The following is a 22,008-nucleotide window of genomic DNA, read 5'->3' on the forward strand; positions in this document are numbered from 1 at the left end:
TATCATTATATGTCCGATAATGCAAACTTATTGGACATAAAAGAACTGTTTAAGGTGGGGCGGTTATCACACTATATGGTAGGCAAAAGCGCCGTGTTGAGATAGTGTTGTGGCATGACATATCAGTCTTCCAACATCGCTGACGACCGATTGAACCTAGCAAAACTGCCTGGCTGGGTCACCTCTGCAAATGCGGAAACGCCTCAAAACGTTGCCTTTTTGTCGGGGGCGAGTTTTGCCATGTTGCACATGATCCTACAGCAATCCGGTGACGCAGTCCCTAAGGCATTGCTGACAAATACCCTTGCCATGAAGGTTGCCGTTGCCACCTCGAAACTGGAAGGGCGGATGGCCCGAGAGACCGATATCCGCGACGCCTATCATCTGACTCCGCCTGACGAAGAGGGCATGCGGCACTGGGGCCCTGATGGCGATGTCTTGGATTACTGGCGCAGGGCAGGGCGTGTGCTTATCGGAGACAAGAATTGGATCGACAACGTTGCGGCATTTTCAAACGGCGATGATCGGAATGCCGAGTGGATTGAAACCGCCATGACGACCTCCATCCGGTTCGGGCCGATGGCCGCTGTGGTTGAGATCATGGGCAGAGTCCTCACCGTTGATGATCGATCTGAGCGGCTGGCCTGCGTTCTTGCGGATGCCGTCATCGCCAAGTTCTTTGGCTGGGATCGCCTATTTCCGTTGACTGCGCTTCATTTGACGAAAGCCAATCTGCGCGACCTTCGGGATGGGGCAGGAGGTTCTGAGACAACGATTCAAGCGGCAATCGCTAGAAGTGTGCAAACGGCGTTCCAACTGTCCACTAAGCTAGCCTCCCGGTCCGAAGCGCTTCGCTCAGTTGCTCCCAAACTCCGAACACGCGGGTCAGAGGATGCGGTTGCGCTGTTCCTGGCTGAAGATGCCATCGCGCCATCCGGGATGCTGTCGCCCCACATCCGTGGAACCCGCACGCCGATGACGGGCCGCGCTGCCCGGCGTCTGTGTGATCGCCTCGTTGAGCTCGGCGTTGTTAAAGAACTAACGGGCCGTCCGACTTTTCGACTCTATGGGCTGGTGCAATGACTGCGCTTTCGGAAAAGCAGTCAGTGACTGAAAGCGAACATGCTCTGTTTGACCGAGATCTCGACGATCTACCCGCTGAGCTAAGGTGGCGCGAGTGGATGGGTCGGATCGAAGCGGTTCTTTTTGCAAGTGCATCGCCCGTGCCCAGTGAAGAGCTGCAGAAGCTTGTTGGAAGCACAGTCTCCATCGATCTGCTCATTGATGACATCCAGGCTGAACTGAAGTCGCGGCCTTATGAACTCGTTTCCGTTGCCCGTGGGTGGATGTTCCGGACCAAAGTAAGGTTTGCTGATGCCATCAAGGCTGCTGCTGATCTGGGGCAACCACGGACAGAGTTCAATGAGATGGAAATGGCGGTTCTTTGCGCCGTTGCCTACCATCAGCCGATTGATCGGTCGGGTATGGCAGACATTTTCGGTAAGGAAGTCAGTCGCGATCTGATCGCACGGCTGCGATATCTAAAGCTCATTGCGGACGGCCCACGGGCACCACGGCGCGGAGCGCCCCATACTTTTGTGACGACGCCGGAGTTCCTGGTCACGTTTGATCTGCGGAGCCTGCGGGATTTGCCGGAGTTGGAAATCGGATCGATATCATCATAGGGAGCAAAGCACCGTTGACAGCCTAGCGAGCAAATGAGGCGTAACCGGTCATGCTCAAAATCTGGCTCGCCGGCGCCGATAGCGCACAGCTCGCCGAACCGGCGGCTTAGGCTTGCCAAACAAGACGTCTGGGATAGCGGTGCTTTCGGATATGTGCTCGACCAGCTTGGGTTTTGGATATTCAAAGCCATAGACCCAGTCGTTTTTGATGCGCCTGAGAACCCACACGGTTTCTTCACCAAAGTCGAACGCGACAATCACGCCGACATGAATCCATTCCTTCAGCAGCCTTGAATCATAGACCCAGAGTTGTTGGACCAACCCGTCTTGGTAGTGTCGCAAAGTTTACGCTCGGTTCATCTTGATTTTGTAATAGACCTTTAGTTCAGCGTCTATTCAGATTGAGATTTAAATGATTGACTTTAAAGGTAACCATTACACAAAAGGTGTCATCCTGTATGCAGTATTCTTCTATGTCCGTTATGCTGTCTCCTATCGTGATCTGGAAGAAATCATGGAGGAGCGTGGTGTTGAAGTTGATCATGCGACTCTGAACCGTTGGGTGGTAAAATATTCACCAATAATAGCATCTAAAGCGCAACGCCGGAAATCAAGAATCAGTTCATCGTGGCGGATGGATGAGACTTATATCAAAGTTAAAGGCAAGTGGGTCTATTATTATCGTGCTGTCGATGAGAATGGCAAAACCCTAGATTTCATGCTGTCAGAGCAACGCGATGCCAAAGCAGCTCGACGTTTCTTCAAACAAGCCATCGATACTAACAATGTGCCGGACAAGGTGGTTATCGACAAAAGTGGTGCCAATTTAGCAGGGCTGCTATGGACCAATGTAATGTTGAAATTCACGAACGATAGTAAGTTGATCAAGATATTGCAGGTGAAATATCTCAACAATATAGTAGAACAGGATCACAGGTTTATCAAAAAACTGACACGCCCCATGATGGGCTTTAAATCGTTCCACTCGGCTTCAGCAACGCTGCAGGGTATTGAGATCGCACATATGATCCGCAAATATCAATTCGGTAGAACAACCCAATCTGTTTTCCAACAGTTTGCTGCACTCGCAGGATAACTGTATTCACAATTAGGATAAATTTACCCAGCAACAAACTTTGCGACACTACCATAAGTGGGGACCTAATTGATGGGTGGGCACGACCAGATGGTGAACCTGCTCGAAGTTTTGGACGCGAGTGGTTCCTAGAAAAGAGATCAGCAATAATGATTGTTCCATCTGTTGTTGCAAGAATGGAACAAAATGTCGTTTTTAATACCAATCATGACGATTTCAATCTTATCAAGATTGGTTTGGAAACGCCCATATGGTGGGATGCGCGCTTGTTCGAGCACTAAGCAAAAGTGCTCCTACCCTCCTAACCGGGCGTTGTCACGTTGTTTAACATGAGTCACAATGATGGTGCCTCATGCAAATATCAGACGTGAACAGCGACAGTTTTCCACTCAGCCATTGCGGTTAACCGATGAATTTGGATATCAAGAGCGTTACGTTTTGAGTGAGGTGGGACGAAGAGGTTTCTCAGAGCAGAGAAAATGGAGACAAACCGTTGCAGGGACCCGACAGATCTAAAACCCTGCCTCATCCTTTCCCTCTTAAGCAGTGGAACGTGAGAATTCTCAGCTCGGTTATTGAGACTCTTGTGAGAACGATGTTCAATATGAGGCATGATTTGACGACGAGCTGCACCATAGGATCCGAGTTTATCTGTAATTATCCGTTTGGGTGCCAATCCTTGTTTTTTCAGAATGCGCCGCAACAAACGTCTGGCTTTGGTATTACGGCGTGATTGTACGATTTCATCTAGGACATATCCTTCCTGATCAACCGCCTGCCAAAGCCAATACTTCTTACCACCAATACTGATCACAACCTCGTCCAAATGCCAGACATCATTTGGGGCTGGCTGATTACGCTTTAAACGACGTGCATAATTCGGACCAAACTTCATGCCCCAGCGACGGATAGTTTCGTAGGAAACAACGGTCCCGCGTTCAAGCAGCATCTCTTCAACCAGACGAAGGCTTAATGGAAACCGGTAGTACAGCCAAACAGCTCGGGCAATGATCTCGGGTGGAAAACGGTGATGTTTGTAACTAACAGGTTCTTGGCTCATGCCAGAACTTCTAAAACAAATATCATTGCTATTATATTAATGTGACAAAGCCGTTATTTTGATGGTGATCGGCGCTATGAGTAAGATGTGTTGTCCGTCAGCGTTTGCCACTACCAAAGCCATTTCTCATTGAAATGTTCCCTTTTACCTTGGCCGAAAAAAGACAAACTTAGCACTTCTAGTCTATCATAGTAGAGGTAGAAATTGGAGGTGGCATGCTGTTTTCTATTAATCATAAGAATGTTTAAGTTAGCTAAGTCTGCATTTATTTTTTACCTACAAATGCCTGATTTTCAACATGTAGAGTAATATTAAAATATTTTTTTCAACCAATAAGAGAATTATTACTTTCATATCCGTGAAAGTTGTTTATAGTAAGTTTAAGAAATATACGCACTGTGCGTGCTTTCAATTTTTTTGGAGGACCCCAAAATGGACCAAAAGTTGGAATCTTATAAGGTAAAAATAGCAAATAAGCGCTTGAAATCACCAGATTCGTGGAAAAATCCAAACGAACATCTTGAAATTCTTTTAAAGTCCCCATGGTATTCATCTGTACTCTCTGTATTCAACACATGCAGCATTGCTACACATAATTTTTTCCAACGCGAACAATCTTCTATCGCGTTTGCTCCCATTACAACTGGAAGCATATCAAGCCCCATGGGGCTCGGGTCAGACTCCTTGCCTGTTAGCGCAACCATAGATGGACGCGATATTTATCTTGCAGACTCGATGCAGTTCTCCCTTGAATTGGCGCTGAGAGTAACAGGCAAGACTGCATATTACATTTTACCCTCATTTAGAGGAGAAAAGTCAGACGCCCGGCATCTCAATCAATTCATACACGCGGAGGCGGAACTCTTTGGTAATTTGGATGACGTTATTGGTTTTGTGGAACGCTATTTTAAATACATGGCGCAAGTACTTTTGGATATCTCGGCAGAGGAGGTTCTCCGTATGGGAGGGGATCTCGCAAAATTGGAAAGGGTGGCAGGGTACTCTGAAAAGTTTCCACGCATCTCTTTCGAGGACGCAACCGCGCTTCTATCAAACGAGCCGACAGCTTTTGAGCGTTGTGACACTGGTGACTTGCGCATTACTAACCACGGAGAACGAATAATTTTGAAAGGGCACGATACACCAGTCTGGATTACACATATGCCAGCCAGTACAGTACCATTCTATCAAGCTGTTTCATCCAACGATACGAATATTTCTCTTACCGCAGATTTACTCGCGGGAATAGGCGAAACTGTAGGGGCAGGGGAGCGAGCGAGGACACAACTTGATGTACTTGAGAATCTAAACCGCAGCAAAGTAGACCCAAAGGATTATGAATGGTACTTGGAAATGAAACGTTTAACTCCTGTACAGACATCCGGATTTGGTATGGGCTTAGAACGATTCCTGCTTTGGGCAACAAATCGTACTGACATACGCGACTGGGCATTTTTACTCCGCAATGAATTCGGCGAGGGATACCCATGAGCAATACCTCAGATTTAGAACAAGAGGCCGCCTCGAGCGAATCGATCGCTACCCTAACGGCAGACGACATAAAAGCCATGAGTTATAACGACCTGATTGGTCTTGTCAGGGAAACAAATAGGTTTCCTGGTGGCCGTCGCTCAATCCAAAAAATTGCATCAAGACTAATGCTGTCACAGGATACTCGTCTACTCGAAGTTGGTTGCGCTACTGGATCAACCGCCATAGAATTGAACCGGCTGGTTGGCTGCGTCCCTACGGCGATCGATATTAACCAGTTATCAATTAATGAGTCAAAACGCCGAGCAGAGGAGGTGAATGCTAAGGTAAAATTCATGCTGGCTGACGCGACCAAGCTCCCTTTTGAAGACAAAGCTTTTGAATTGGTCATTTGTGGAAACGTAACTGCCTTAATTGAAGACAAGTTGGCAGCGTTGGCAGAATATAAACGTGTACTATCTGATGGTGGATATTTAGTAGCAGCTCCACTGTATTATACTAAAGAACCATCTGATAGTTTAATTGAAAAAGTCCGTACAGCGATTCAAGTTCCTATACCAATTTTGTACCGTGATGATGCACTGAACGCATTCCAAAATATCGGTTTGGAAATTTATGATCATCTCGATTTCGAGTTCGAAGATATCCCCAGCGAATTGGTCCATTCCTTTTGTAAAAATATTCTTAGCCGTGAGCATCTAAAAGCTCTTTCTATGGAAGCTAAAACCATGCTTGATCAGGTTTACTTAGAATATATGCTTCTATTTCGAGAAAATATGACCATTTTGGGCTATACAATTATATTTTTGAGAAAGACAGACTTCATCGAAGACGCCGACTTATTCACTTCTCATGAAGTAGCGAGATAAGATCATGACTTCAGCCAAACGCTTTGCAGTACGGAGGGAAGTATGGGGTGGACTCGCACTTGATCTTGAGCGTGACCGTATCTGGGGATTTGATCAAGAGAAGTTTGAAGAATTTAATGAGAATTCTAATCTTGTTGACGCAAAGGTGGATGGGCGAGATCCGTTCTGTTATGATGGGCCCTCATTCTTTGGAACTTTTCCTGCAAAAGTTAAATTTTCATTGCGCGCGCCAATTAGTGTTTCATGGACAGTAACCCTTCGCTGCCAGTCGGCGTGCATTTTCTGTTGCACAAACAGCCACTCCAATGGAGCTTGGGGTGCCGACATTTCAACAATCAAAAAAGCACTTGACAACCTATCAAATTGGGGTGCTCTTCGTCTCATTGCTGGCGGTGGAGAACCGTTACTTCGCCCTGATATAGAAGAAATTCTTGCATATGCATCCGAGCAGGGGCTAGCCCCTGCTTTGGCAACGAACGGTTTCCTTTTAAGCGCAGATATGGCAAAGTGCTTGGCTCCGCATGTTATGCAATTTCAGATTAGTCTAGACAGTGTAAGGACTGACGAATACGCAGCGCTTCGCGGAACAGCAGGTGGGCCGCATCTCGCTATTGAGGCAATCGAGCATGCTGCAGCTACCGGAAGGTGCGTTCGTATTGTTACTGTACTTAACTCTCGAAACATCGAATTTTTAGATGAAATAGCTGAAGTAGTTAACAATTCTTCAGCGGCACAGTGGTTTATTTTCGTCGTTCAGCCTAGTGGTCGCGGTGCTCGAATGTTTCATAAGCTTAGATTGGATGATACTGATTCTGCACGAATGCGTATAGGAGAAATCAAGAAATATTTGCGCACTGACTTAGCTGTTTGTTTTTGGGGAGATCAAGAACAGGATGGTATTGCTGTCTATCTTACCGAGGATTGCAACCTCATACTCAAAGACTATAAATGTAATACCAGCACATTTCTAGATAACGCAAATTCATTAAATGAACCTGGTGGGTTTATAACTGCATGGAAAAAACTTGCCGCGGATGCAAAATATGCAACGCTCAAGAACTTTGTTTCACCAAATCGGACCCTCTAAGGGAGAACAAGAAATTGCTAACAGCGCGGAAACCACACATAGTGCTAATCCGGCCACGTGAGTGCACTGGCGTTACAGAGTTCAGCCTCGGGATGGGCTACGTTGCAAGATCTTTGCTTAACTCAGGTTTTGATATCACTACACTTTGTAGGGATCTAACATGTGATTCGACATCGATATTTCGAGAAAAATTAAAAGCACTTCCTGCCGATATTTATGCTATAGGAGGTATGTATGGTTCTTTTCTCGATTTCATAGAAATCTGCAATCTCATCCGAGAATTACATCCCGGTGTCCCAATAATACTTGGGGGAGCGCTACCAACATCTGAACCCGAACATGTCCTTCTCAAAACAGGTGCTGATTTTGTTTGTGTTGGGCCTTCAGACGAGACAATAATCGAATTAGCACAGGCCCTGATAGATGGTTCTGATCCTCGAGATTTTCATGGCATTTGCTTTGCAGATGGTAAAGAGTTTGTTAATACGAAAGCTAGGATACAACCTCGATTTTTAGGAGGAGGCCAGAGTACTTGGCCTGCATGGGAAGTATTCGATGGGCATGCATATACACACGGCACAATGTACTACCCATTTACGAGCAACGACATCGCCGCTCCAATATTAACGGCACGCGGTTGTCCATATGCCTGCAACTTTTGCTTTCAACCTATGAATTACGCTAGGCGACCGTTAGATGACGTTTTTAATGAAATGGAGTGGTTGATTGACAGATACGATGTCAACGCATTTTACATCGAAGACGATCTCTTTATGCTTGACCGCAAGCGCGTTATCTCTTTTTGCGAGCAAGTACATAGCCGCAATTTACGTATAAAATTTACAGCAACTGGACGATTTAACATTGTTGACAAAGAATTACTAATTGCACTTAAGGAAGCAGGCTGCGTAACTCTCTTTTATGGAGGAGAAGCGGCTGATGATGAAACTCTCGAACAAATGAAGAAGAAGATTACGGTTGAACAGATGCGAGAAGGTGTTCGACTAACGCGAGAAGCAGGTATTTTTGCGCGAATAGGATTTATGTTCGGGCAGCCTGGTGAAACTGCAAAGCATTTGGACACAACTGTTAATTTTTTGAAGGAGATCGCATATGGTGAGTTCGAACCGCGCGTTATTTATGGCTGCATACCTTTTCCGTCAACTGAACTTTTCCGCGAATGCGTTTCAAAAGGCCTCCTAAAGAATGAAGAGGATCTATTTCAACGATTTCGTTTTCAAGAACGGCTACTAGATCAAATGCCGGTTAATATGACAGCGATTGAAGATACCAACCCAATGACATTACTCAATCAAGCAAACCAGGAACTCCTAGCATATTATGAGGAAAAGGACACAGGATGGATGCGTACGATCCAAAGCGACCTGATCGTGGATTAAGTACCGGACACAAGCGTGTCCATTCTTGGCTAGAAAAGTCAGGGGTAAAAAATCCTGTAATTTCAGTCCTTAAACGCCGATATTGGGGTGGAGTATTTCTTGCACGATGCCCTTGCGGCCCAAATTTAGTCTTAAAAACGGGCAGTTTACAGTATAATGCGCAATGTGAGGCCGAAATGCTTGAGAGGCTATGCGCTGCGGGACTTCATATTCCAGCAGTTGTTCACCTTGAGGACGGGCTTTTAGTTATGGAAGCAGCACGAGCAAGTAGGGCAGAACCCAAATGCATGTACGAAGCAGGACGTGATATAGCTCGTTTGCACCTACAACAATTAAAACGTTCTTACGGTTATTGTCGACATACATTTTTCGGAGTGTTACCTCTTTACAACGACTGGAATTCCGACTGGAGATCATTCTTTATCAAAAATCGAATATTAGCCTTCGCACGGGAGGCACGAACTCGAGGCCACTTAACCTCAGAATTGAGTGCTGGTGTTAATCTCACAATAGATAAGATAAAAGCAAAACTTCCTGAACCGGAACATCCGGCTTTGCTGCATGGTGATATTTGGTCAAATAATGTAGTCTCAGTTGAAGGGAAACCTCTCTTTCTAGACCCTGCTTCTTTTTTTGGAGACCCTGACTATGAGCTGGCTTTTATGCTCACGTATCTTGACACACGACAGGTCACATTGAGTGGGTACAATACGATAAGACCAAGAACTTCTGATTTTTTTTCAATAAAATTTCCAATTTACAGATTTGCATTCTCGCTTGCTCACTTAGCTCTATTTGGAAACCAATTTGACAAGAATGTTAAGAGAGAAATTAAAAAAATATTGGAACTTTAAGATGTATGTTTATTCAATTTTGTAACTCCAGAACATACTATAGCGAAGATAACCCTATATTCATTGGAATAGTTAGCATGTATTTAGAGCCGCCCAAGACAAGGCCAGAATTATTGATAATAATAACTTTAATATCGTGCCAAATCAGTTGATTGGAACTCCACTATCTCTAAACACATTAAACCAGCGAGTTCGAGTTGTGTTATCTAGTACCCATTAACGAGCCAAGACATCTGTATGACTTCTTACTGTGTAGGGTATGTTAAACAAAACGGCGGCACTCTGCAGCCTATAACAAACTAGGTTCCTTAATTTAAAAAGAATACCTATGATTTCAATAAGAGCTGGTTATAGAACTAAACTATAAACCCAATCGCTTTAGGGCTTTTATATCAGTCAAAAAAGACGCATCAGACAGCCTATAATCGACAGCCCACAACCTACGGTCCGGCAGAGCCTTTGAACAGAGTTTTGATAGGGACGCCTGGTCTGAACCAGGATGGGAAACAACACAATGTCGACCAGCGGGGGCTTTTTCCAAGAAGTCCAATAATAATAATTCTTTTTGCACAGTATCCGCCGATGAAAGATCGAAAAAACTTGTATACCAAGCAGGATTAGGACGCCTACCAAACGGAATATCTCGACATGGTACTCCAAGCGCATCCTCGATTGCAGTTGCAAGTCCAACACGTGGACAATCAATGTGAAAATTGAAGCTTTCAAACGTGAGGCCCAAGTTGTTTGTTCGCATAGCTTGCGCCTTAGCTTCGGCTATCAAGTCAACAATAGGTGCTTTCTCAAGAACAATTGGATGAGCCGGCAGGAAACCATTTGTTTGATCCAACAAGCCAGTGAGCGATGACCAGCGAACCAAATCCCATTCACTTGCATATGCCAAATGTAGACTTACAGGCAAATTCGCGTAACATGCAGAAGCGGCGGCTTGTTTAGCAGACGGTCCGACGGCAAGAAATGCTGCTTCGTGAACACCACCTACCTTAAAGGCAGCAAGAATAGCTTTATCTATAGCTGGATCCATCCCTAAATCATCCCCACGGAAAATAAAGTTACGTACTTCTTGCTCACCTAAATCCATATAACTCAAATCAAAAATCCTTAAAACACCGATTCAAGGCTCGGTTGACACGATCTGCGGCCTCTATCGCTATATCTTGTGAAAATCCCTCGGTAATAAAGTTAGCATCTTCACGCAATAAAACTCCTTCATACGCCGCTTCACGCTGTAAATGACGCATTCGTGTAACATGAACGTGTGGATCTTTACTTAGAACAAAAAAAGGAATTGTTGGATAACCTACAATTGCTTCCGGGAGGCCAAGGTTACGTGCTGCTTGATTTACTGATTCAGCAAAAATGCGCCCGGCAATAGCAATTCGTTCCGCATAGTTTGAACCGGCGCAGAACTTAAGAACTGATTGGCAGATAGCTAAAGAAAGGGTATCTCCGCCATATGTTGCCGATATATGAAGGTCAGCCATAGTTTCACTGAGAGTATCTTTCATAGACAGAGCAGCAAGGGGCGCACCCGCTGCAATACTTTTACCCCACGTAATAACATCTGGATCAAGATCAAAACAACAAGTTGCCGATCCGTTTTGGAATCTTATTCCAGTGACAATTTCGTCTAGAATAAACAACGCGCCAGCAGCTTTAGTTCGGGCTTCCATTTCCTGTATTCGAGCCTTTGTCATCTGCTTATTGTAAGGTAACGCAACTATCACAGCAGCAATTTCTTGTTTATGGCGGGCCAAAGCCGATTCCAGAGAATTGTAAGTTGATATTTCAGCAAATGGATCAATTACTTCCGATAAATTCGAAGTAGACTTTGGTACGCCTGGAGTGTTAGCCATAAAAATATCACCGCAACCATGATAACCACAGCTCAGGAACATATCACGACCAGTCGCGGCCCTCGCAAGACGAATGGCGGAGGCGGTTGCATCTCCGCCATTCTTAAAAAATCTAACTTTGGGTGTTTCAGGATTTAGGGCAGATATAGTCTCTGAGGCTTCTAGCTCTGCAAGCGTGGGCAAAGAGTGTAAAAGACCGAGAGGTGCCTGTGCTTCAATTGCTGTCGTCACAGCAGTATGGTTGTGCCCGAGCGATAATGCACCAAGGCCAGCAACCATGTCGATGTATCCATTACCATCCACATCTTCAACGAACGGGCCGTCACCAGAAGCAATATAGATAGGAAAGCCCTTTGACGGAAAATTGCACCGCCGCTTCATGAATGTTTGTGTTTCGCCTGGAATGACGTTCAAGGCGCGCTTGTAATAATTCGATGAAAGACCATGTTCGGCTTCCACGCCCGGAGGATCCGGCAAGCAAGGAGCAAATCTATCCGCGGCAATATTCTTCGCCATGGAACGCTTTGCCAACCATTCACGACCAATATCTTCAAATACAATGTCCTTTGTCCAGTAGACAGGGCAATCATCACGTGCATTTTTCTTTCGCACCCAATCCCGTACCTGTTCATCTGGGCAACGGTCAGGCGAATCACTTTCCATAAGAGCTTGAACGTAAACTGAAGGCCACATTAAAGCGTCATGAATATGGGGATGAAGTGGCAAATAGTTTGCAGCCCAACTGGGAGTTTGAAGTCTGTGTAGGTCGACAGAACATACTCGTCTCGGAACAGCCTCATTGCTGCGCTCAAAAGTACCATTTGCTGCAGCTGTCGGGCTTGTTAAAGCTATCATACCGGCTTTAAGTTCATCAAGCGCCGCAATGAAGTTAACAACATTGATAGGACCAAGACAACGCCAATCGTCTTCGAGATATAACGCATAGCGGGTTCGCGCCATTGTAAAAAGAGTCAGAATAGCCCTTTGTAAACCGAGATTTCTGCTAAATTTTCGAATTGAGACTGAAACGACACGGGAGTCAATATTCGGTAAATCCTCAAGCCATAATACTGTATTCTTGATTTCATTTTCCGAAACTTGGTAAGTTGGATCAATGACGACAGACACATTCAGTCGGCCATCAAAGTTTAGGCGCTGCAATGTTGAAACATATGTTTCCTGAATCAACTCACGCCCTACCGAAGTAGAGAGTATGTCCAATTCCATCTTCTTATTACCTCCTATTCAGTTATTCGGGGGTACAGCGTTTCGATCTCATTTAATTTTGTTTCAGGTGGAAGACTATCTAAAGCGGGTTGCCAGATCTCATTCTCATTAGGTAAACAATTCAACATTAACAACGCTGCATTTGAAGACATTGGAATGACTTGCCGCAGTGCCTCGAATACAAGTCTAATACAGTCTAGAGAAACATAAATCACTGTCCTACAACGCTCATCAGTTATGGGATCCTTGATGAGATCCCATGGTGCCTGCTCAGCAAAATAGTTGTTCATTCTATCGCAAACAGTAATAAGTTGCTGTGTCAAACGCGGAATATCGGCCATTTCAATGCGCCGAGCAAAGCCATTGACAGCTTCCAAAACAGATATGCGGATGATTTCATCAGCTGAACCGAATAATCCTGGTGTAGGCACCCTATCGTCAAACTGTTTCTTAGAAAATTTTGCAGCACGAGATAATAAGTTACCTAGCTTATTGCCTAATTCGCTATTGTAAGTTTGGCGGACTAGCTCAAGTGAGATATTACTGTCACCATCCGATCGCATATTCCGTGCTAGAAAATAACGAAGTGCGTCGGTCCCGACGACTTCAATTACCTCAATAGGATCAACAACATTACCCAGAGACTTTGACATTTTGATGCCACCTGGACCAACCCAATGTCCATGCACGGACAACCGAGCAGGTGGACTTTCGCCGATACTCATAAGCATGATTGGCCAGTAAACTCCATGGGTTTTTAAAATATCCTTACCTATTGTATGCTCGGCGGCCTGCCACCATTGCTCATAACCTTCTTTCGGCCAATCAAGATTAGTCAGATAATTAAACAGGGCATCGAACCAGACATAAGTCACATAGTTATTATCGAAAGGGAGTTCCACACCTAGCGAAACACGAGTTTTAGGTCGGGATATACAGAGATCTTCTAGTGGCTCAGCCAACATTCTTTTCAACTCAGCACGATAGATTGGAGGATCTACAAATTTAGGATTCTCTTCGATATGTTCCAGCAACTGCTGTCGATATGGCTCTATATTCAGAAAGTAGTTCAGCTCATCAAGTTCTTCTACCCCAAGATTAGGGTGATCAGGACAATTGCCTTCATCCGTCAAGTCGGTAGTTTTCTTAAATTGCTCGCAACCGGTGCAATATAATCCACTATATTGCTTCTTAATGATAAGGCCAGCATCAAACATCCGTTGCTCAACATTCGCAACTTGTCTCATATGTTCCGGACGACTTGTGTGCACAAAATAATCATAATCCACATTAATCATGTCAAACAAACGTTGGAATTCGCCACTACGCATTGTTAAATACTCGGTAATCGGCATGCCACTTTCAAGAGCTGCTTCCTGATTTTTCTGACCGTGCTCGTCACAGCCTGTCGTTAGTTTGGTGTCATAACCTAACGCTTTGCGGTTACGCTTAAGTATATCGGCCATCGTACTCGTGTGCGCATGACCTATATGCGGTGCACCATTAACATAATAGATTGGCGTGGTGATGTAGCTTTTCATTGGGGCCTCTGTGAGATAATTGGCCAATTTCGATAGAACAATTCGGCTGCGTTGACAAATTCCATCTTCATCTTCTCAGCAATTGGCATTTGTTTGTATATTGCATACTCTCGTTTTGCTGAAAAGCCCCACCAACGACAAAACGGTTCTGATGAACCAAAAAGAATACGACCTTCCAGGCCGTAATCTCGGTGGAGCACATCTAACAATTTATTGTGATAGCCGGGTCCAATAATGGGTTCATGTGATGGAAATGTTTCCTTCCTTGCTTCCCGCCAGCGACCGAATGAACTATAACCTGAAAGGTCGGTCCAAACATTCCTCAGCTTTGCAACCTCCTCGAGAGCTGGGCGAGATAATCGCAAGGCATGTGAGAGGTTAAATCTAACGTCAGGCCATCGTGCGGCGAGCCGGACAGCATCCAATGGTCCATAATGATTACATGCCACAGTGTTACGATAATTAGGTTCATCGCCTGTCGCAACATGGAGTGTAACTGGGAGGTCATATTGCTCAACAAACGACCAGAACGTTACGTCATCTGCCAATTCTCTTAAGTCAAGGTCACATAATATAGGCCAAATCATTAAACCGCCCAGCAGGCCCGCAGCTGCCTTACTTTGTAAATAAGCAAAATTCTCCGCATTTTTTGGGTTGGCTACGGCAATTGGAATAAGACGATTGTCTTTCGACGAAGAGTCGATCACATAGTTATTTTCGTAGACATAGTTCGGCTCTCTAGCTGATGGGAACGGCATTGCGGCTGCCCGCCATTGCGAGCCATCCGCCGCAATAGAGAGAACAGAGCAAGCGTCCTCAACATCAAGAGTGTGTGCCAACTCTGGTTTGTTATTTCCAAGCCAATAGTCTTGACCGATCAACACATGAGCATCAAATAAAATCATCTGGTTACATCTTCTATCAGCATAAGAGTTCCTGCCTCAGGATCGAGACGAGCTGTCGCGCCAATCGGCATTATAGTAATTGGCGATGTGTGCCCAATGGACAATCCGCTAAGAAGAGACAATCCCTTTGATGAAGCTAAATCCTCGACTATCGTCTGCAATCTTTCCCCGCCAACGATTTGAAATGGTATACCGACAATTAATCCATTTGCCTGATTAAAGAATCCACCTAATTCAAGAACCTTCAAATCGCGCGCAGCTTTCTCAACAAATCCAAAGGCAGCTTCGATGAAGATCAATGCGCCTTTAGACTCAGGTAACATTCTGGCCGCAGCCATGGCGACCAACGTATCTAAATTCCCACCGATAAGCGGACCTTCAACAGGCTTTCTCCCGATAGATTTTCGTGCGATCACGGGTTTTTGCGGTGATACATTATCATCATCTTGATCCCAAAATTGAAAACTATCGCACGCAAATTGCGGATCTTTCACGTACATACCAGCCGTTGGCTTTGCCATTGTGGAAAGTGTAACTTCTCCTTGCCAAATAGGGGGCTCTGCGCTTCCAAAATTTGGTAAAAGTGCTGGTCCGTGAAATGTGATGCAGCCAGTGCGTTCATATATATGATTTAATAACATCGTAACATCACTAAATCCGATGATCGGCTTAGCATGAGCTCTTACAAGATCAATATCTAACTGATCAACAACATCAACGGTACTGTAACCACCTGTTGCAGCCATAATCATACCTATACTCGGATCAACTAGCATTTCTTCTAGATCCTGAGTGCGGTTGCGTGCAGAACCAGATGCTTTACCCAAAGCACCCATCGCATGACGAGCAAATACAAGTTTGCTTGATGTCAGTTTCTCCAAATTTGCGACTGCGCGGGCGCGTCGCCGGGGAAAGGCTTTTATCGAGTCGGAAGGACAAATAACTCCAATCTGATCTGACCCTGGGTTGAAACGACGGACCGGAATCATCTAAACACCTCAGCTAGAACAACCTGTCTAGGTGCACTTCCTAAAAACGGACTACGATCGAAATCTCCATACACGGCGATGCTTGTTAAGCCTGCCGCAAATAGTATCGAATCAAGTTCTTCTGGGAAAATTTGACGCATTGTACAAGAACTTTCACGTAAAATAGTTCCAAAATTCTCATCAACGATTCGCCATGTAAGAGAAAGCAATGCGTTAGTAGAATCATAAGAGGTATCTTCGTACAAAATTTGAGTAGACCCTTCAGAATTGTGAATTCGTCGCATGGCAATATTTAACCGCTCATTGGCAAGGTACTCTGTAGATGGGTTAAAAATATCAAATGCTATTCGCCCACCTCTTTTTAGGTGCCTGCGCATAGATGAAAGTGTAGAAACAATTTCCTTATCTGTTTCTAAATGCTGGATGGTGTTATTACAGCAGATTATAAGATCAAAAGTCTCACCAAGATTAAAATCTCGCATATCTGCATTGTAAAACCTAAGATTTGGCAACCGCGCTTGCGCAATTTTGAGCATTGCTGGAGACCCATCGATTCCAGTAACCCTCGCATCTGTATTACTTAATTCCTTAGTTAAGATCCCTGTTCCACAAGCGACGTCTAAAACGTCCATTGCGGGGCATGATACTAATTCGCTGTAAAAAAATTTATCGGCATCACGGCCCGGATGAAGCGTATCGTACATATCCGCCAGCTGATTGTAGATATTGATATTATTTGACATAATAGTTTCTGATCTAAGTGAATAATAAATTTATTAGGCTCAATTGAAGCCAAATATATTGCAATCTTAGATTAATTTTTATAGTTTGTCACTACTAGAGATTGAAATAGGTGACCAATGACCAAATGGAAATCAAGTAAGCGATTAGATCGTACAAGATCCATATCAAAATTAAATACTTTTGAATCTCGTAACTGGAATAACGAGTATGCTCTAGGTAATTGGTCTTTCCTTTCCGAACCTAACGAACAATGGCGCATGGCATTGATTGCAGCTATTGCCCAAGAATTCGCGTGTCGAACAGTTGTAGACGTAGGGTGCGGTCCGGGATACTTATCAGCTTGGCTCGACCCAAATAAATTTCAGAACTACGTAGGTATAGATATTTCTTCCGAAGCGTTTGGGAATCCATTACCTTCTAAGTTAGAGAGAACGTGGATCACAACGGCACTAGAGGAATATTATCCCAAAAAAAGAATAGACGGATCAGCTCTTATTTTTAGCGAGATACTGTATTACATCGATAACCCAGATTTTCAATTAGAACGAGTGGCTGCCGCACTAAACTCAAAGTGCATTATTGTTTCAAATACTGTCCCAGGGAAACGCTATGCCAAATATCAACAACGTGTGGCCTTCGTTTGGAGCGCTCTTGAGGAGCTGGGATGGAAGCGCTTGAACGACATAACTTTAACCAACCATCCGATTGGGGATGTTTCAGAATCGAAAGATGTCGAACCTACATCTTGGAGAATTACAGCATTTAGGCCGCATGATGAATAGATCATTTAAAAACTCGCTGGATCGGATATCGAATCAGGCCGCTGCATCAGCACCTCAATTGGTTTCCGCTGCTTTTCCTTTCGTTCCTGCACAGTTGTCACTAATTCACTTTGCCTCAACCTACTTACCTGCCGACCTACTACATAGAACCTTTAGTTTTTTAGGTGGGCGTTCAGCCCTGATTTGTGCTACCGATGTACATAGCATTCAAGTAAGTAGAGATGGGCGAACGCGCGCAGGTGCTGATGCAATCTGTAAAAAATTTCATAGCTCATATCAATCCGCATTCAATGCTTTTTCAATCCAGTTTAACGCCTATATAAGGACTGATGTAGATAATCATGTCGCGAAAACACAATCTGCTTTGCTATTATTAGAAAATAGTGGTTTTTTACTAGAAGCATCAGTGCCTCAATTAAGATGTCAATCTTGCAAAGCTTCACCGCCAAAACGTTTAGCACAAATTAAAACGCGACAGCTAGTATGTCCCTGGTGTGGCGCGACTGAACTGGAATGGGAAGCTTCGACCCATCTAATGATTGATCTGGAAAGTGTCCGCGATACTATTGTAGGTGGAGTGCATATTTCGGGACACATGAGGAACTGGGTGAACAGCATTCTTTCGCAGCCTCTAGCTCCGTGGTGTGCGACACGTGATAATGAAGTTGGGCTGCCTTTACACCGCGATATTCCAGGCAAAAGTCTGTACCTTTGGTTTGAATCTTTGGTTGGCTACGCCACAATGATGGACCATCTCGCAACAGCTGGATTCGCTGCCAAAAATGTTCGCTTGCGGCATGTAATTGGTAAAAATATTGTCTATCATCATGCTATACTTTGGCCGGTCATCGCTCGTTGCGGCTTGCAAATCGTAAACCCTCTTGAAGTAGTAGTTCGCGGGTTTGCGCTTGATAGTTGTGAATGGGCAGATCATCAATTCGATGACCCAGCTCTTCGTATGTTCGTATTGACGAAAGCTCCCGATTCAGGTGCTGACTTTCGATTGCAGGAACAAGAATTTAAGGTCTTTTCAAATAAGATATGGAGCAACAAGATTGAGAATTTTTTTGAGCGACTATCCAAAATTGCGAAACCCCCTTCCGGCGTAGTTAAACTGAACTCTCAATGGTGCAATGAAACCATACGCACTCTTGACTTACTCAAAAATGCTGTAGATCAGGGCGCTACTCGCGAAATTACCGAAACCATTCTAGCCTACCTGCGTTACTGTGGTAAGTTTGCGGTGCAAACTGGACTGTTCTGGAGTCAAGACAAACATGATCACGAAGCTGCTTTTGTCGTTGGACAGTTTGCAGTCAACATGTTGGCACTTACCTCGCCGCAAGTAGTTAAAGACGGAGAGGCTTTTTATGGATTTTATGGATCCAAAAACATTAGCCAATTAGTGCATAATATCAATATGTGAAGTTAATCTGCGTAGTAACAATCCACTTTTAAAGGTGAATGGTATAAACTACTACGTACACCAACTTGGGGTTGTAAATTTGCCTTCCACCATGATAAAATAATAGTAGCTTGTATTATTTTATATTTGCATCACTTATTAAGGAGAAAATCGTGACACAAATCAATAAATATAACGAAGCAACCCGTGCACTTAGTGATCCAATGCATGTATGCAGCAGGTATGACAGTAACCTCAATGATATTGGGATAACAAAAAAACCTGAAAAGAGTCTCGTAAAAAACTTCTTCGAAAGCTGGTTAATGTATATGGACGGACCCGCCCATAAACTTTTAAGAAAACGCGTAGCGTACTGCCTAAGAATGTGTGGCAATCTAAATTTAAGTGAGGCCCTTACTTTATTGGACAATAATAACTGCGCTTCCAGTTTAGATAAAGCCACTATAGTTCGCGTAGTTGCTGCGTGGCATAGAGAATTGTTCGGCTTAACAAATGCTCAGCAGCTTGTTTTTCTGGATCTCTGTCGTCCTTTGGCTAATTTTCAACACCATGGTATTTCTGAACAGAACATGCCGTATTTAGAGAACTCTGTAGCAAACTTAGAAAAATGGTTTCAATCTCAAAATTTTATTACCGGGCGCGCATTTAACATTATGCAGACAAATGGTCTCAGTGCCTTTACTTGTATGGGTATAGCTATGGATTCTTTTGAACCAGTTTTTTGCGCTCTAAACAATCTTCTGTATACAGCATCAGAAAGTCCAGAACAATTATTCAACACTAACGACGATGTATTTATAAGTGAAGCAATTGCAATAAACCCACCTTTTGCGCGTATAATTAGACGAAATACATCATTAGATGCCGCTAAAGACAGAGTCGTGATAGATGTTCAGTCGTGCAATACGGACATATGCGACGGCATTTTAATGAATACCAAAGCAGACGTAAAAACTCATAGATCTCTTTCTTTTGGTTATGGATTACATGGATGCCTTGGTGCTCATTTGGTCAGCGAGTTCCTTTTGACAGTTCTTAAACAAGTCAAAAAGACATGGCAGCACGAAGATCCTACAAAGATGCAACAACTTTACTGTGACGGTAAGTTCCTAAACGTCTCAGATCTAAGCGGATCATTTCGTAAGTATGTTTTGAAAGCGATCAACAGGAACAACTAGTAGGCTAACTTCAAACAACAGTCCGCTATGATAGCTGCAAGATATTAACCAAACTTAGATCAATGGGCATAAAAACCCTCAGTTATTAGACCAATCTTATGACCACAGCACTTTTTGCTTGGAAGTATTGCAAAGTTCATATTTTGCACCAAAAAAGTAAATAATTTTTGCAACTAAAGAATGTATGTTTATTTATACAAACCTATAGGTTGACTTAAAGTCTTAGCTTTGCCAAACTATAAGGTATAAGTTACTCATCGAGAAAAATGCAATTTTGATTGAAATTTTAACTCGCGGTTACACTTTTCACAAACGCAGTGCGGATTTTACACAAAAATTATTTCTCAAGGGGAGTGTATTAGCAAGAGCCAAGTTTCGAATTCTAATCCGGAGCTTGCATATTGATTTTGAAGGTACAGAATATGACCAATAATTCTGACATACTAACTTCCATTTCGGTAGCACAAAAAAAAATTTGGTATGCTCAACAGTTAAATCCTGATGAAACATTATATAATATAGCTGACATCATAGAATTTGGAGAAGCATTAAATCTCAAAGCTTTTACAAAAGCCGTGCAGTTATTAATTAATGAATGCGATATACTTCGCGCTCGATTCGTTCAAAAAAACGGCGCCGTATATTATCATATCGATACAATCGATAAACATAAGTTTGCAGTAACCGTACCACCTAAAACATATAGTGATAAAGATATTGAGGAGTTCGTAGTTGCAGAAGCAAAAAGCCCGATTGATCTCATTAACGGCCCTCTATATAAATTTCTTATTGTTAGTAAAAGCAACGGATATACGTATTTTCTTCAAAAATATCACCACATAATAGCAGATGGTGCCAGCTTTCCGATTATTACAAAAAGATTATTTGATCTTTACGATCGAATTATTGAAGAGAAGAATTTGGATTCAAATTATTTTGATAGTTATGCTAGTTTTATAGATCGTGAAGCTAAGTATTACCTATCTGATCGGTACGAAGTAGACCGATCTTTCTGGAATCAAAAAGTCAGTTCGGAATCACGCGATTCACAGTCATGGATTACAGAGACTGCAACTCTTTCTAACCTCGCCGCCGTATCTAGAAAACTAGATGCTTCTACTCGACAGTTATTAATTGATACGGCAAAAAAGATAGAAACAAGCTTGCCCAATTTATTTATAATTATAGCAGCAATTTTTCATTGCAAAGTCGCAAACGTAAAAAACGTAAACATAAATGTAATATTTTCTGGTAGAGGTTCCGCTGAAAAAAGAACGCCAGGAATGATGTCCCATACTTTGCCGGTTCCGTTCATATATGATGGACACCTCAGTCTGCAAAACGTTATTGGTAATTTTTCCAAAGAGTTGCGGACCTCTCTTCGGCATGGCCGATATTTAAATAGCGAATTAGAGCATGTTGTTGCTGCAGGTCGAGGCTTAATCGTCAACCCATCAATAAACTTTATGACGTTGGATTATGGTACTGCTCCGTTAGTTGCGGCTCAGTGCCCAGCATTTGGCCCCGCTTATGGCTTCACTATCAATGCCTATAACCGAGTTAATCTAGATGAACTGATTGTGCAAATTGCTTCCGATAAGAGTCTTGGTGATGAAGATTATATACAAAATCTCCTAATAAAGTTTAACTTGTTTCTAGATGGAATACTTTGTAATCCTGATCATTCGATTGGTTCGTTTGAACTTCTAGATGAAGATGAACGTCAGAAAATTCTGTTTGATTGGAATGATACCACGCAACCTATTCCAGATGCGACATTACCAGAGTTATTTGAAGCAC

21 protein-coding genes are annotated in these 22,008 nt (G+C 43.5%); 14 read left to right on the forward strand and 7 right to left on the reverse strand.

Annotated features, from left to right (window positions below; genetic code table 11):
• Positions 1-114: 114 nt before the first annotated feature.
• The 5 genes from AB2J24_RS19085 (at position 115) to AB2J24_RS19105 (ending at position 3,062) form a co-directional block, all read left to right on the forward strand.
• Positions 115-1,083 carry a DUF1403 family protein gene (locus AB2J24_RS19085; RefSeq protein ID WP_367386688.1) on the forward strand — a complete coding sequence of 323 codons (969 nt, stop codon included), beginning with the start codon at positions 115-117 and terminating at the stop codon, positions 1,081-1,083.
• Positions 1,080-1,685 (forward strand): SMC-Scp complex subunit ScpB, encoded by a 606-nt coding sequence (gene scpB / locus AB2J24_RS19090; protein WP_367386689.1) that lies wholly within the window; start codon positions 1,080-1,082, stop codon positions 1,683-1,685. The genes AB2J24_RS19085 and scpB overlap by 4 nt, the downstream gene beginning before the upstream one ends.
• Positions 1,686-1,718: 33 nt before the next feature.
• The gene (locus AB2J24_RS19095; RefSeq protein WP_367386690.1) at positions 1,719-1,979 is read left to right on the forward strand and encodes a hypothetical protein; all 261 of its coding nucleotides are present in this window, start codon (positions 1,719-1,721) and stop codon (positions 1,977-1,979) included.
• Between the two features lie 118 nt (positions 1,980-2,097).
• Positions 2,098-2,781, forward strand: a complete 684-nt coding sequence (locus tag AB2J24_RS19100; protein WP_367386675.1) for an IS6 family transposase — start codon at positions 2,098-2,100, stop codon at positions 2,779-2,781.
• Between the two features lie 17 nt (positions 2,782-2,798).
• The gene (locus AB2J24_RS19105) at positions 2,799-3,062 is read left to right on the forward strand and encodes an RES family NAD+ phosphorylase (protein WP_367386707.1); all 264 of its coding nucleotides are present in this window, start codon (positions 2,799-2,801) and stop codon (positions 3,060-3,062) included.
• An 80-nt stretch (positions 3,063-3,142) separates the two neighbouring features.
• Here the strand turns inward: AB2J24_RS19105 and AB2J24_RS19110 are convergent, their stop codons facing one another.
• Positions 3,143-3,841 carry an IS6 family transposase gene (locus AB2J24_RS19110; RefSeq protein ID WP_367386691.1) on the reverse strand — a complete coding sequence of 233 codons (699 nt, stop codon included), beginning with the start codon at positions 3,839-3,841 and terminating at the stop codon, positions 3,143-3,145.
• 432 nt (positions 3,842-4,273) lie between these two features.
• Between AB2J24_RS19110 and AB2J24_RS19115 the strand changes: the two genes are divergently transcribed.
• The 5 genes from AB2J24_RS19115 to AB2J24_RS19135 are packed head-to-tail and all read left to right on the forward strand — an operon-like array spanning position 4,274 to position 9,542.
• Positions 4,274-5,332 carry an amino acid--tRNA ligase-related protein gene (locus tag AB2J24_RS19115; RefSeq protein WP_367386692.1) on the forward strand — a complete coding sequence of 353 codons (1,059 nt, stop codon included), beginning with the start codon at positions 4,274-4,276 and terminating at the stop codon, positions 5,330-5,332.
• The gene (locus AB2J24_RS19120) at positions 5,329-6,201 is read left to right on the forward strand and encodes a class I SAM-dependent methyltransferase (protein ID WP_367386693.1); all 873 of its coding nucleotides are present in this window, start codon (positions 5,329-5,331) and stop codon (positions 6,199-6,201) included. The genes AB2J24_RS19115 and AB2J24_RS19120 overlap by 4 nt, the downstream gene beginning before the upstream one ends.
• Positions 6,202-6,205: 4 nt before the next feature.
• Complete coding sequence (locus AB2J24_RS19125) at positions 6,206-7,288, forward strand: radical SAM protein (protein WP_367386694.1); 1,083 nt, start codon at positions 6,206-6,208, stop codon at positions 7,286-7,288.
• Positions 7,216-8,688 (forward strand): B12-binding domain-containing radical SAM protein, encoded by a 1,473-nt coding sequence (locus AB2J24_RS19130; RefSeq protein WP_367386695.1) that lies wholly within the window; start codon positions 7,216-7,218, stop codon positions 8,686-8,688. Before AB2J24_RS19125 ends, AB2J24_RS19130 begins: the two co-directional genes overlap by 73 nt.
• Entirely contained in the window at positions 8,649-9,542 is an 894-nt protein-coding gene (locus AB2J24_RS19135; protein WP_367386696.1) for a fructosamine kinase family protein, read from the forward strand. Before AB2J24_RS19130 ends, AB2J24_RS19135 begins: the two co-directional genes overlap by 40 nt.
• Before the next feature lie 361 nt (positions 9,543-9,903).
• On the opposite strand, the gene AB2J24_RS19140 is transcribed toward AB2J24_RS19135, so the two are convergent.
• From AB2J24_RS19140 to AB2J24_RS19165, 6 genes are read right to left on the reverse strand one after another with little or no spacing between them, the layout of a single operon-like run.
• Entirely contained in the window at positions 9,904-10,641 is a 738-nt protein-coding gene (locus AB2J24_RS19140; RefSeq protein WP_367386708.1) for a ChbG/HpnK family deacetylase, read from the reverse strand.
• Between the two features lie 10 nt (positions 10,642-10,651).
• On the reverse strand, positions 10,652-12,643 hold the full coding sequence (locus AB2J24_RS19145) for an aminotransferase class III-fold pyridoxal phosphate-dependent enzyme (protein WP_367386697.1): 1,992 nt from the start codon (positions 12,641-12,643) through the stop codon (positions 10,652-10,654).
• Between the two features lie 14 nt (positions 12,644-12,657).
• Positions 12,658-14,184, reverse strand: a complete 1,527-nt coding sequence (locus AB2J24_RS19150; RefSeq protein ID WP_367386698.1) for a class I tRNA ligase family protein — start codon at positions 14,182-14,184, stop codon at positions 12,658-12,660.
• The gene (locus tag AB2J24_RS19155; protein WP_367386699.1) at positions 14,181-15,089 is read right to left on the reverse strand and encodes an amidohydrolase family protein; all 909 of its coding nucleotides are present in this window, start codon (positions 15,087-15,089) and stop codon (positions 14,181-14,183) included. Before AB2J24_RS19155 ends, AB2J24_RS19150 begins: the two co-directional genes overlap by 4 nt.
• A complete protein-coding gene (locus AB2J24_RS19160; protein WP_367386700.1) occupies positions 15,086-16,078 on the reverse strand; it encodes a S66 peptidase family protein in 993 nt (330 codons plus the stop codon). The genes AB2J24_RS19155 and AB2J24_RS19160 overlap by 4 nt, the downstream gene beginning before the upstream one ends.
• Entirely contained in the window at positions 16,075-16,821 is a 747-nt protein-coding gene (locus tag AB2J24_RS19165) for a class I SAM-dependent methyltransferase (protein ID WP_367386701.1), read from the reverse strand. Before AB2J24_RS19165 ends, AB2J24_RS19160 begins: the two co-directional genes overlap by 4 nt.
• Positions 16,822-16,938: 117 nt before the next feature.
• Between AB2J24_RS19165 and AB2J24_RS19170 the strand changes: the two genes are divergently transcribed.
• The 4 genes from AB2J24_RS19170 to AB2J24_RS19185 all read left to right on the forward strand — a co-directional run.
• The gene (locus AB2J24_RS19170; protein ID WP_367386702.1) at positions 16,939-17,604 is read left to right on the forward strand and encodes a class I SAM-dependent methyltransferase; all 666 of its coding nucleotides are present in this window, start codon (positions 16,939-16,941) and stop codon (positions 17,602-17,604) included.
• Positions 17,552-19,030, forward strand: coding sequence for a class I tRNA ligase family protein (locus tag AB2J24_RS19175; RefSeq protein ID WP_367386703.1), 1,479 nt, complete (start codon positions 17,552-17,554; stop codon positions 19,028-19,030). The genes AB2J24_RS19170 and AB2J24_RS19175 overlap by 53 nt, the downstream gene beginning before the upstream one ends.
• A gap of 152 nt (positions 19,031-19,182) precedes the next feature.
• Positions 19,183-20,208 (forward strand): hypothetical protein, encoded by a 1,026-nt coding sequence (locus AB2J24_RS19180; RefSeq protein ID WP_367386704.1) that lies wholly within the window; start codon positions 19,183-19,185, stop codon positions 20,206-20,208.
• Between the two features lie 422 nt (positions 20,209-20,630).
• Positions 20,631-22,008: condensation domain-containing protein (locus AB2J24_RS19185; protein WP_367386705.1), on the forward strand; the 1,378-nt coding region annotated here is incomplete at its 3' end.

The organism is Lentilitoribacter sp. EG35 (genome assembly GCF_040784015.1).
Classification (GTDB): domain Bacteria; phylum Pseudomonadota; class Alphaproteobacteria; order Rhizobiales; family Rhizobiaceae; genus Lentilitoribacter.

Excerpts from the sequence above, each read along its gene's own strand:
- AB2J24_RS19085 (WP_367386688.1), top strand. The coding sequence starts at position 115 with ATGACATATCAGTCTTCCAACATCGCTGACGACCGATTGAACCTAGCA.
- scpB (WP_367386689.1), top strand. The coding sequence starts at position 1,080 with ATGACTGCGCTTTCGGAAAAGCAGTCAGTGACTGAAAGCGAACATGCT.
- AB2J24_RS19095 (WP_367386690.1), top strand. The coding sequence starts at position 1,719 with ATGAGGCGTAACCGGTCATGCTCAAAATCTGGCTCGCCGGCGCCGATA.
- AB2J24_RS19100 (WP_367386675.1), top strand. The coding sequence starts at position 2,098 with ATGATTGACTTTAAAGGTAACCATTACACAAAAGGTGTCATCCTGTAT.
- AB2J24_RS19110 (WP_367386691.1), bottom strand. The coding sequence starts at position 3,841 with ATGAGCCAAGAACCTGTTAGTTACAAACATCACCGTTTTCCACCCGAG.
- AB2J24_RS19115 (WP_367386692.1), top strand. The coding sequence starts at position 4,274 with ATGGACCAAAAGTTGGAATCTTATAAGGTAAAAATAGCAAATAAGCGC.
- AB2J24_RS19120 (WP_367386693.1), top strand. The coding sequence starts at position 5,329 with ATGAGCAATACCTCAGATTTAGAACAAGAGGCCGCCTCGAGCGAATCG.
- AB2J24_RS19125 (WP_367386694.1), top strand. The coding sequence starts at position 6,206 with ATGACTTCAGCCAAACGCTTTGCAGTACGGAGGGAAGTATGGGGTGGA.
- AB2J24_RS19130 (WP_367386695.1), top strand. The coding sequence starts at position 7,216 with ATGGAAAAAACTTGCCGCGGATGCAAAATATGCAACGCTCAAGAACTT.
- AB2J24_RS19135 (WP_367386696.1), top strand. The coding sequence starts at position 8,649 with ATGGATGCGTACGATCCAAAGCGACCTGATCGTGGATTAAGTACCGGA.
- AB2J24_RS19140 (WP_367386708.1), bottom strand. The coding sequence starts at position 10,641 with ATGGATTTAGGTGAGCAAGAAGTACGTAACTTTATTTTCCGTGGGGAT.
- AB2J24_RS19145 (WP_367386697.1), bottom strand. The coding sequence starts at position 12,643 with ATGGAATTGGACATACTCTCTACTTCGGTAGGGCGTGAGTTGATTCAG.
- AB2J24_RS19150 (WP_367386698.1), bottom strand. The coding sequence starts at position 14,184 with ATGAAAAGCTACATCACCACGCCAATCTATTATGTTAATGGTGCACCG.
- AB2J24_RS19155 (WP_367386699.1), bottom strand. The coding sequence starts at position 15,089 with ATGATTTTATTTGATGCTCATGTGTTGATCGGTCAAGACTATTGGCTT.
- AB2J24_RS19160 (WP_367386700.1), bottom strand. The coding sequence starts at position 16,078 with ATGATTCCGGTCCGTCGTTTCAACCCAGGGTCAGATCAGATTGGAGTT.
- AB2J24_RS19165 (WP_367386701.1), bottom strand. The coding sequence starts at position 16,821 with ATGTCAAATAATATCAATATCTACAATCAGCTGGCGGATATGTACGAT.
- AB2J24_RS19170 (WP_367386702.1), top strand. The coding sequence starts at position 16,939 with ATGACCAAATGGAAATCAAGTAAGCGATTAGATCGTACAAGATCCATA.
- AB2J24_RS19175 (WP_367386703.1), top strand. The coding sequence starts at position 17,552 with ATGTCGAACCTACATCTTGGAGAATTACAGCATTTAGGCCGCATGATG.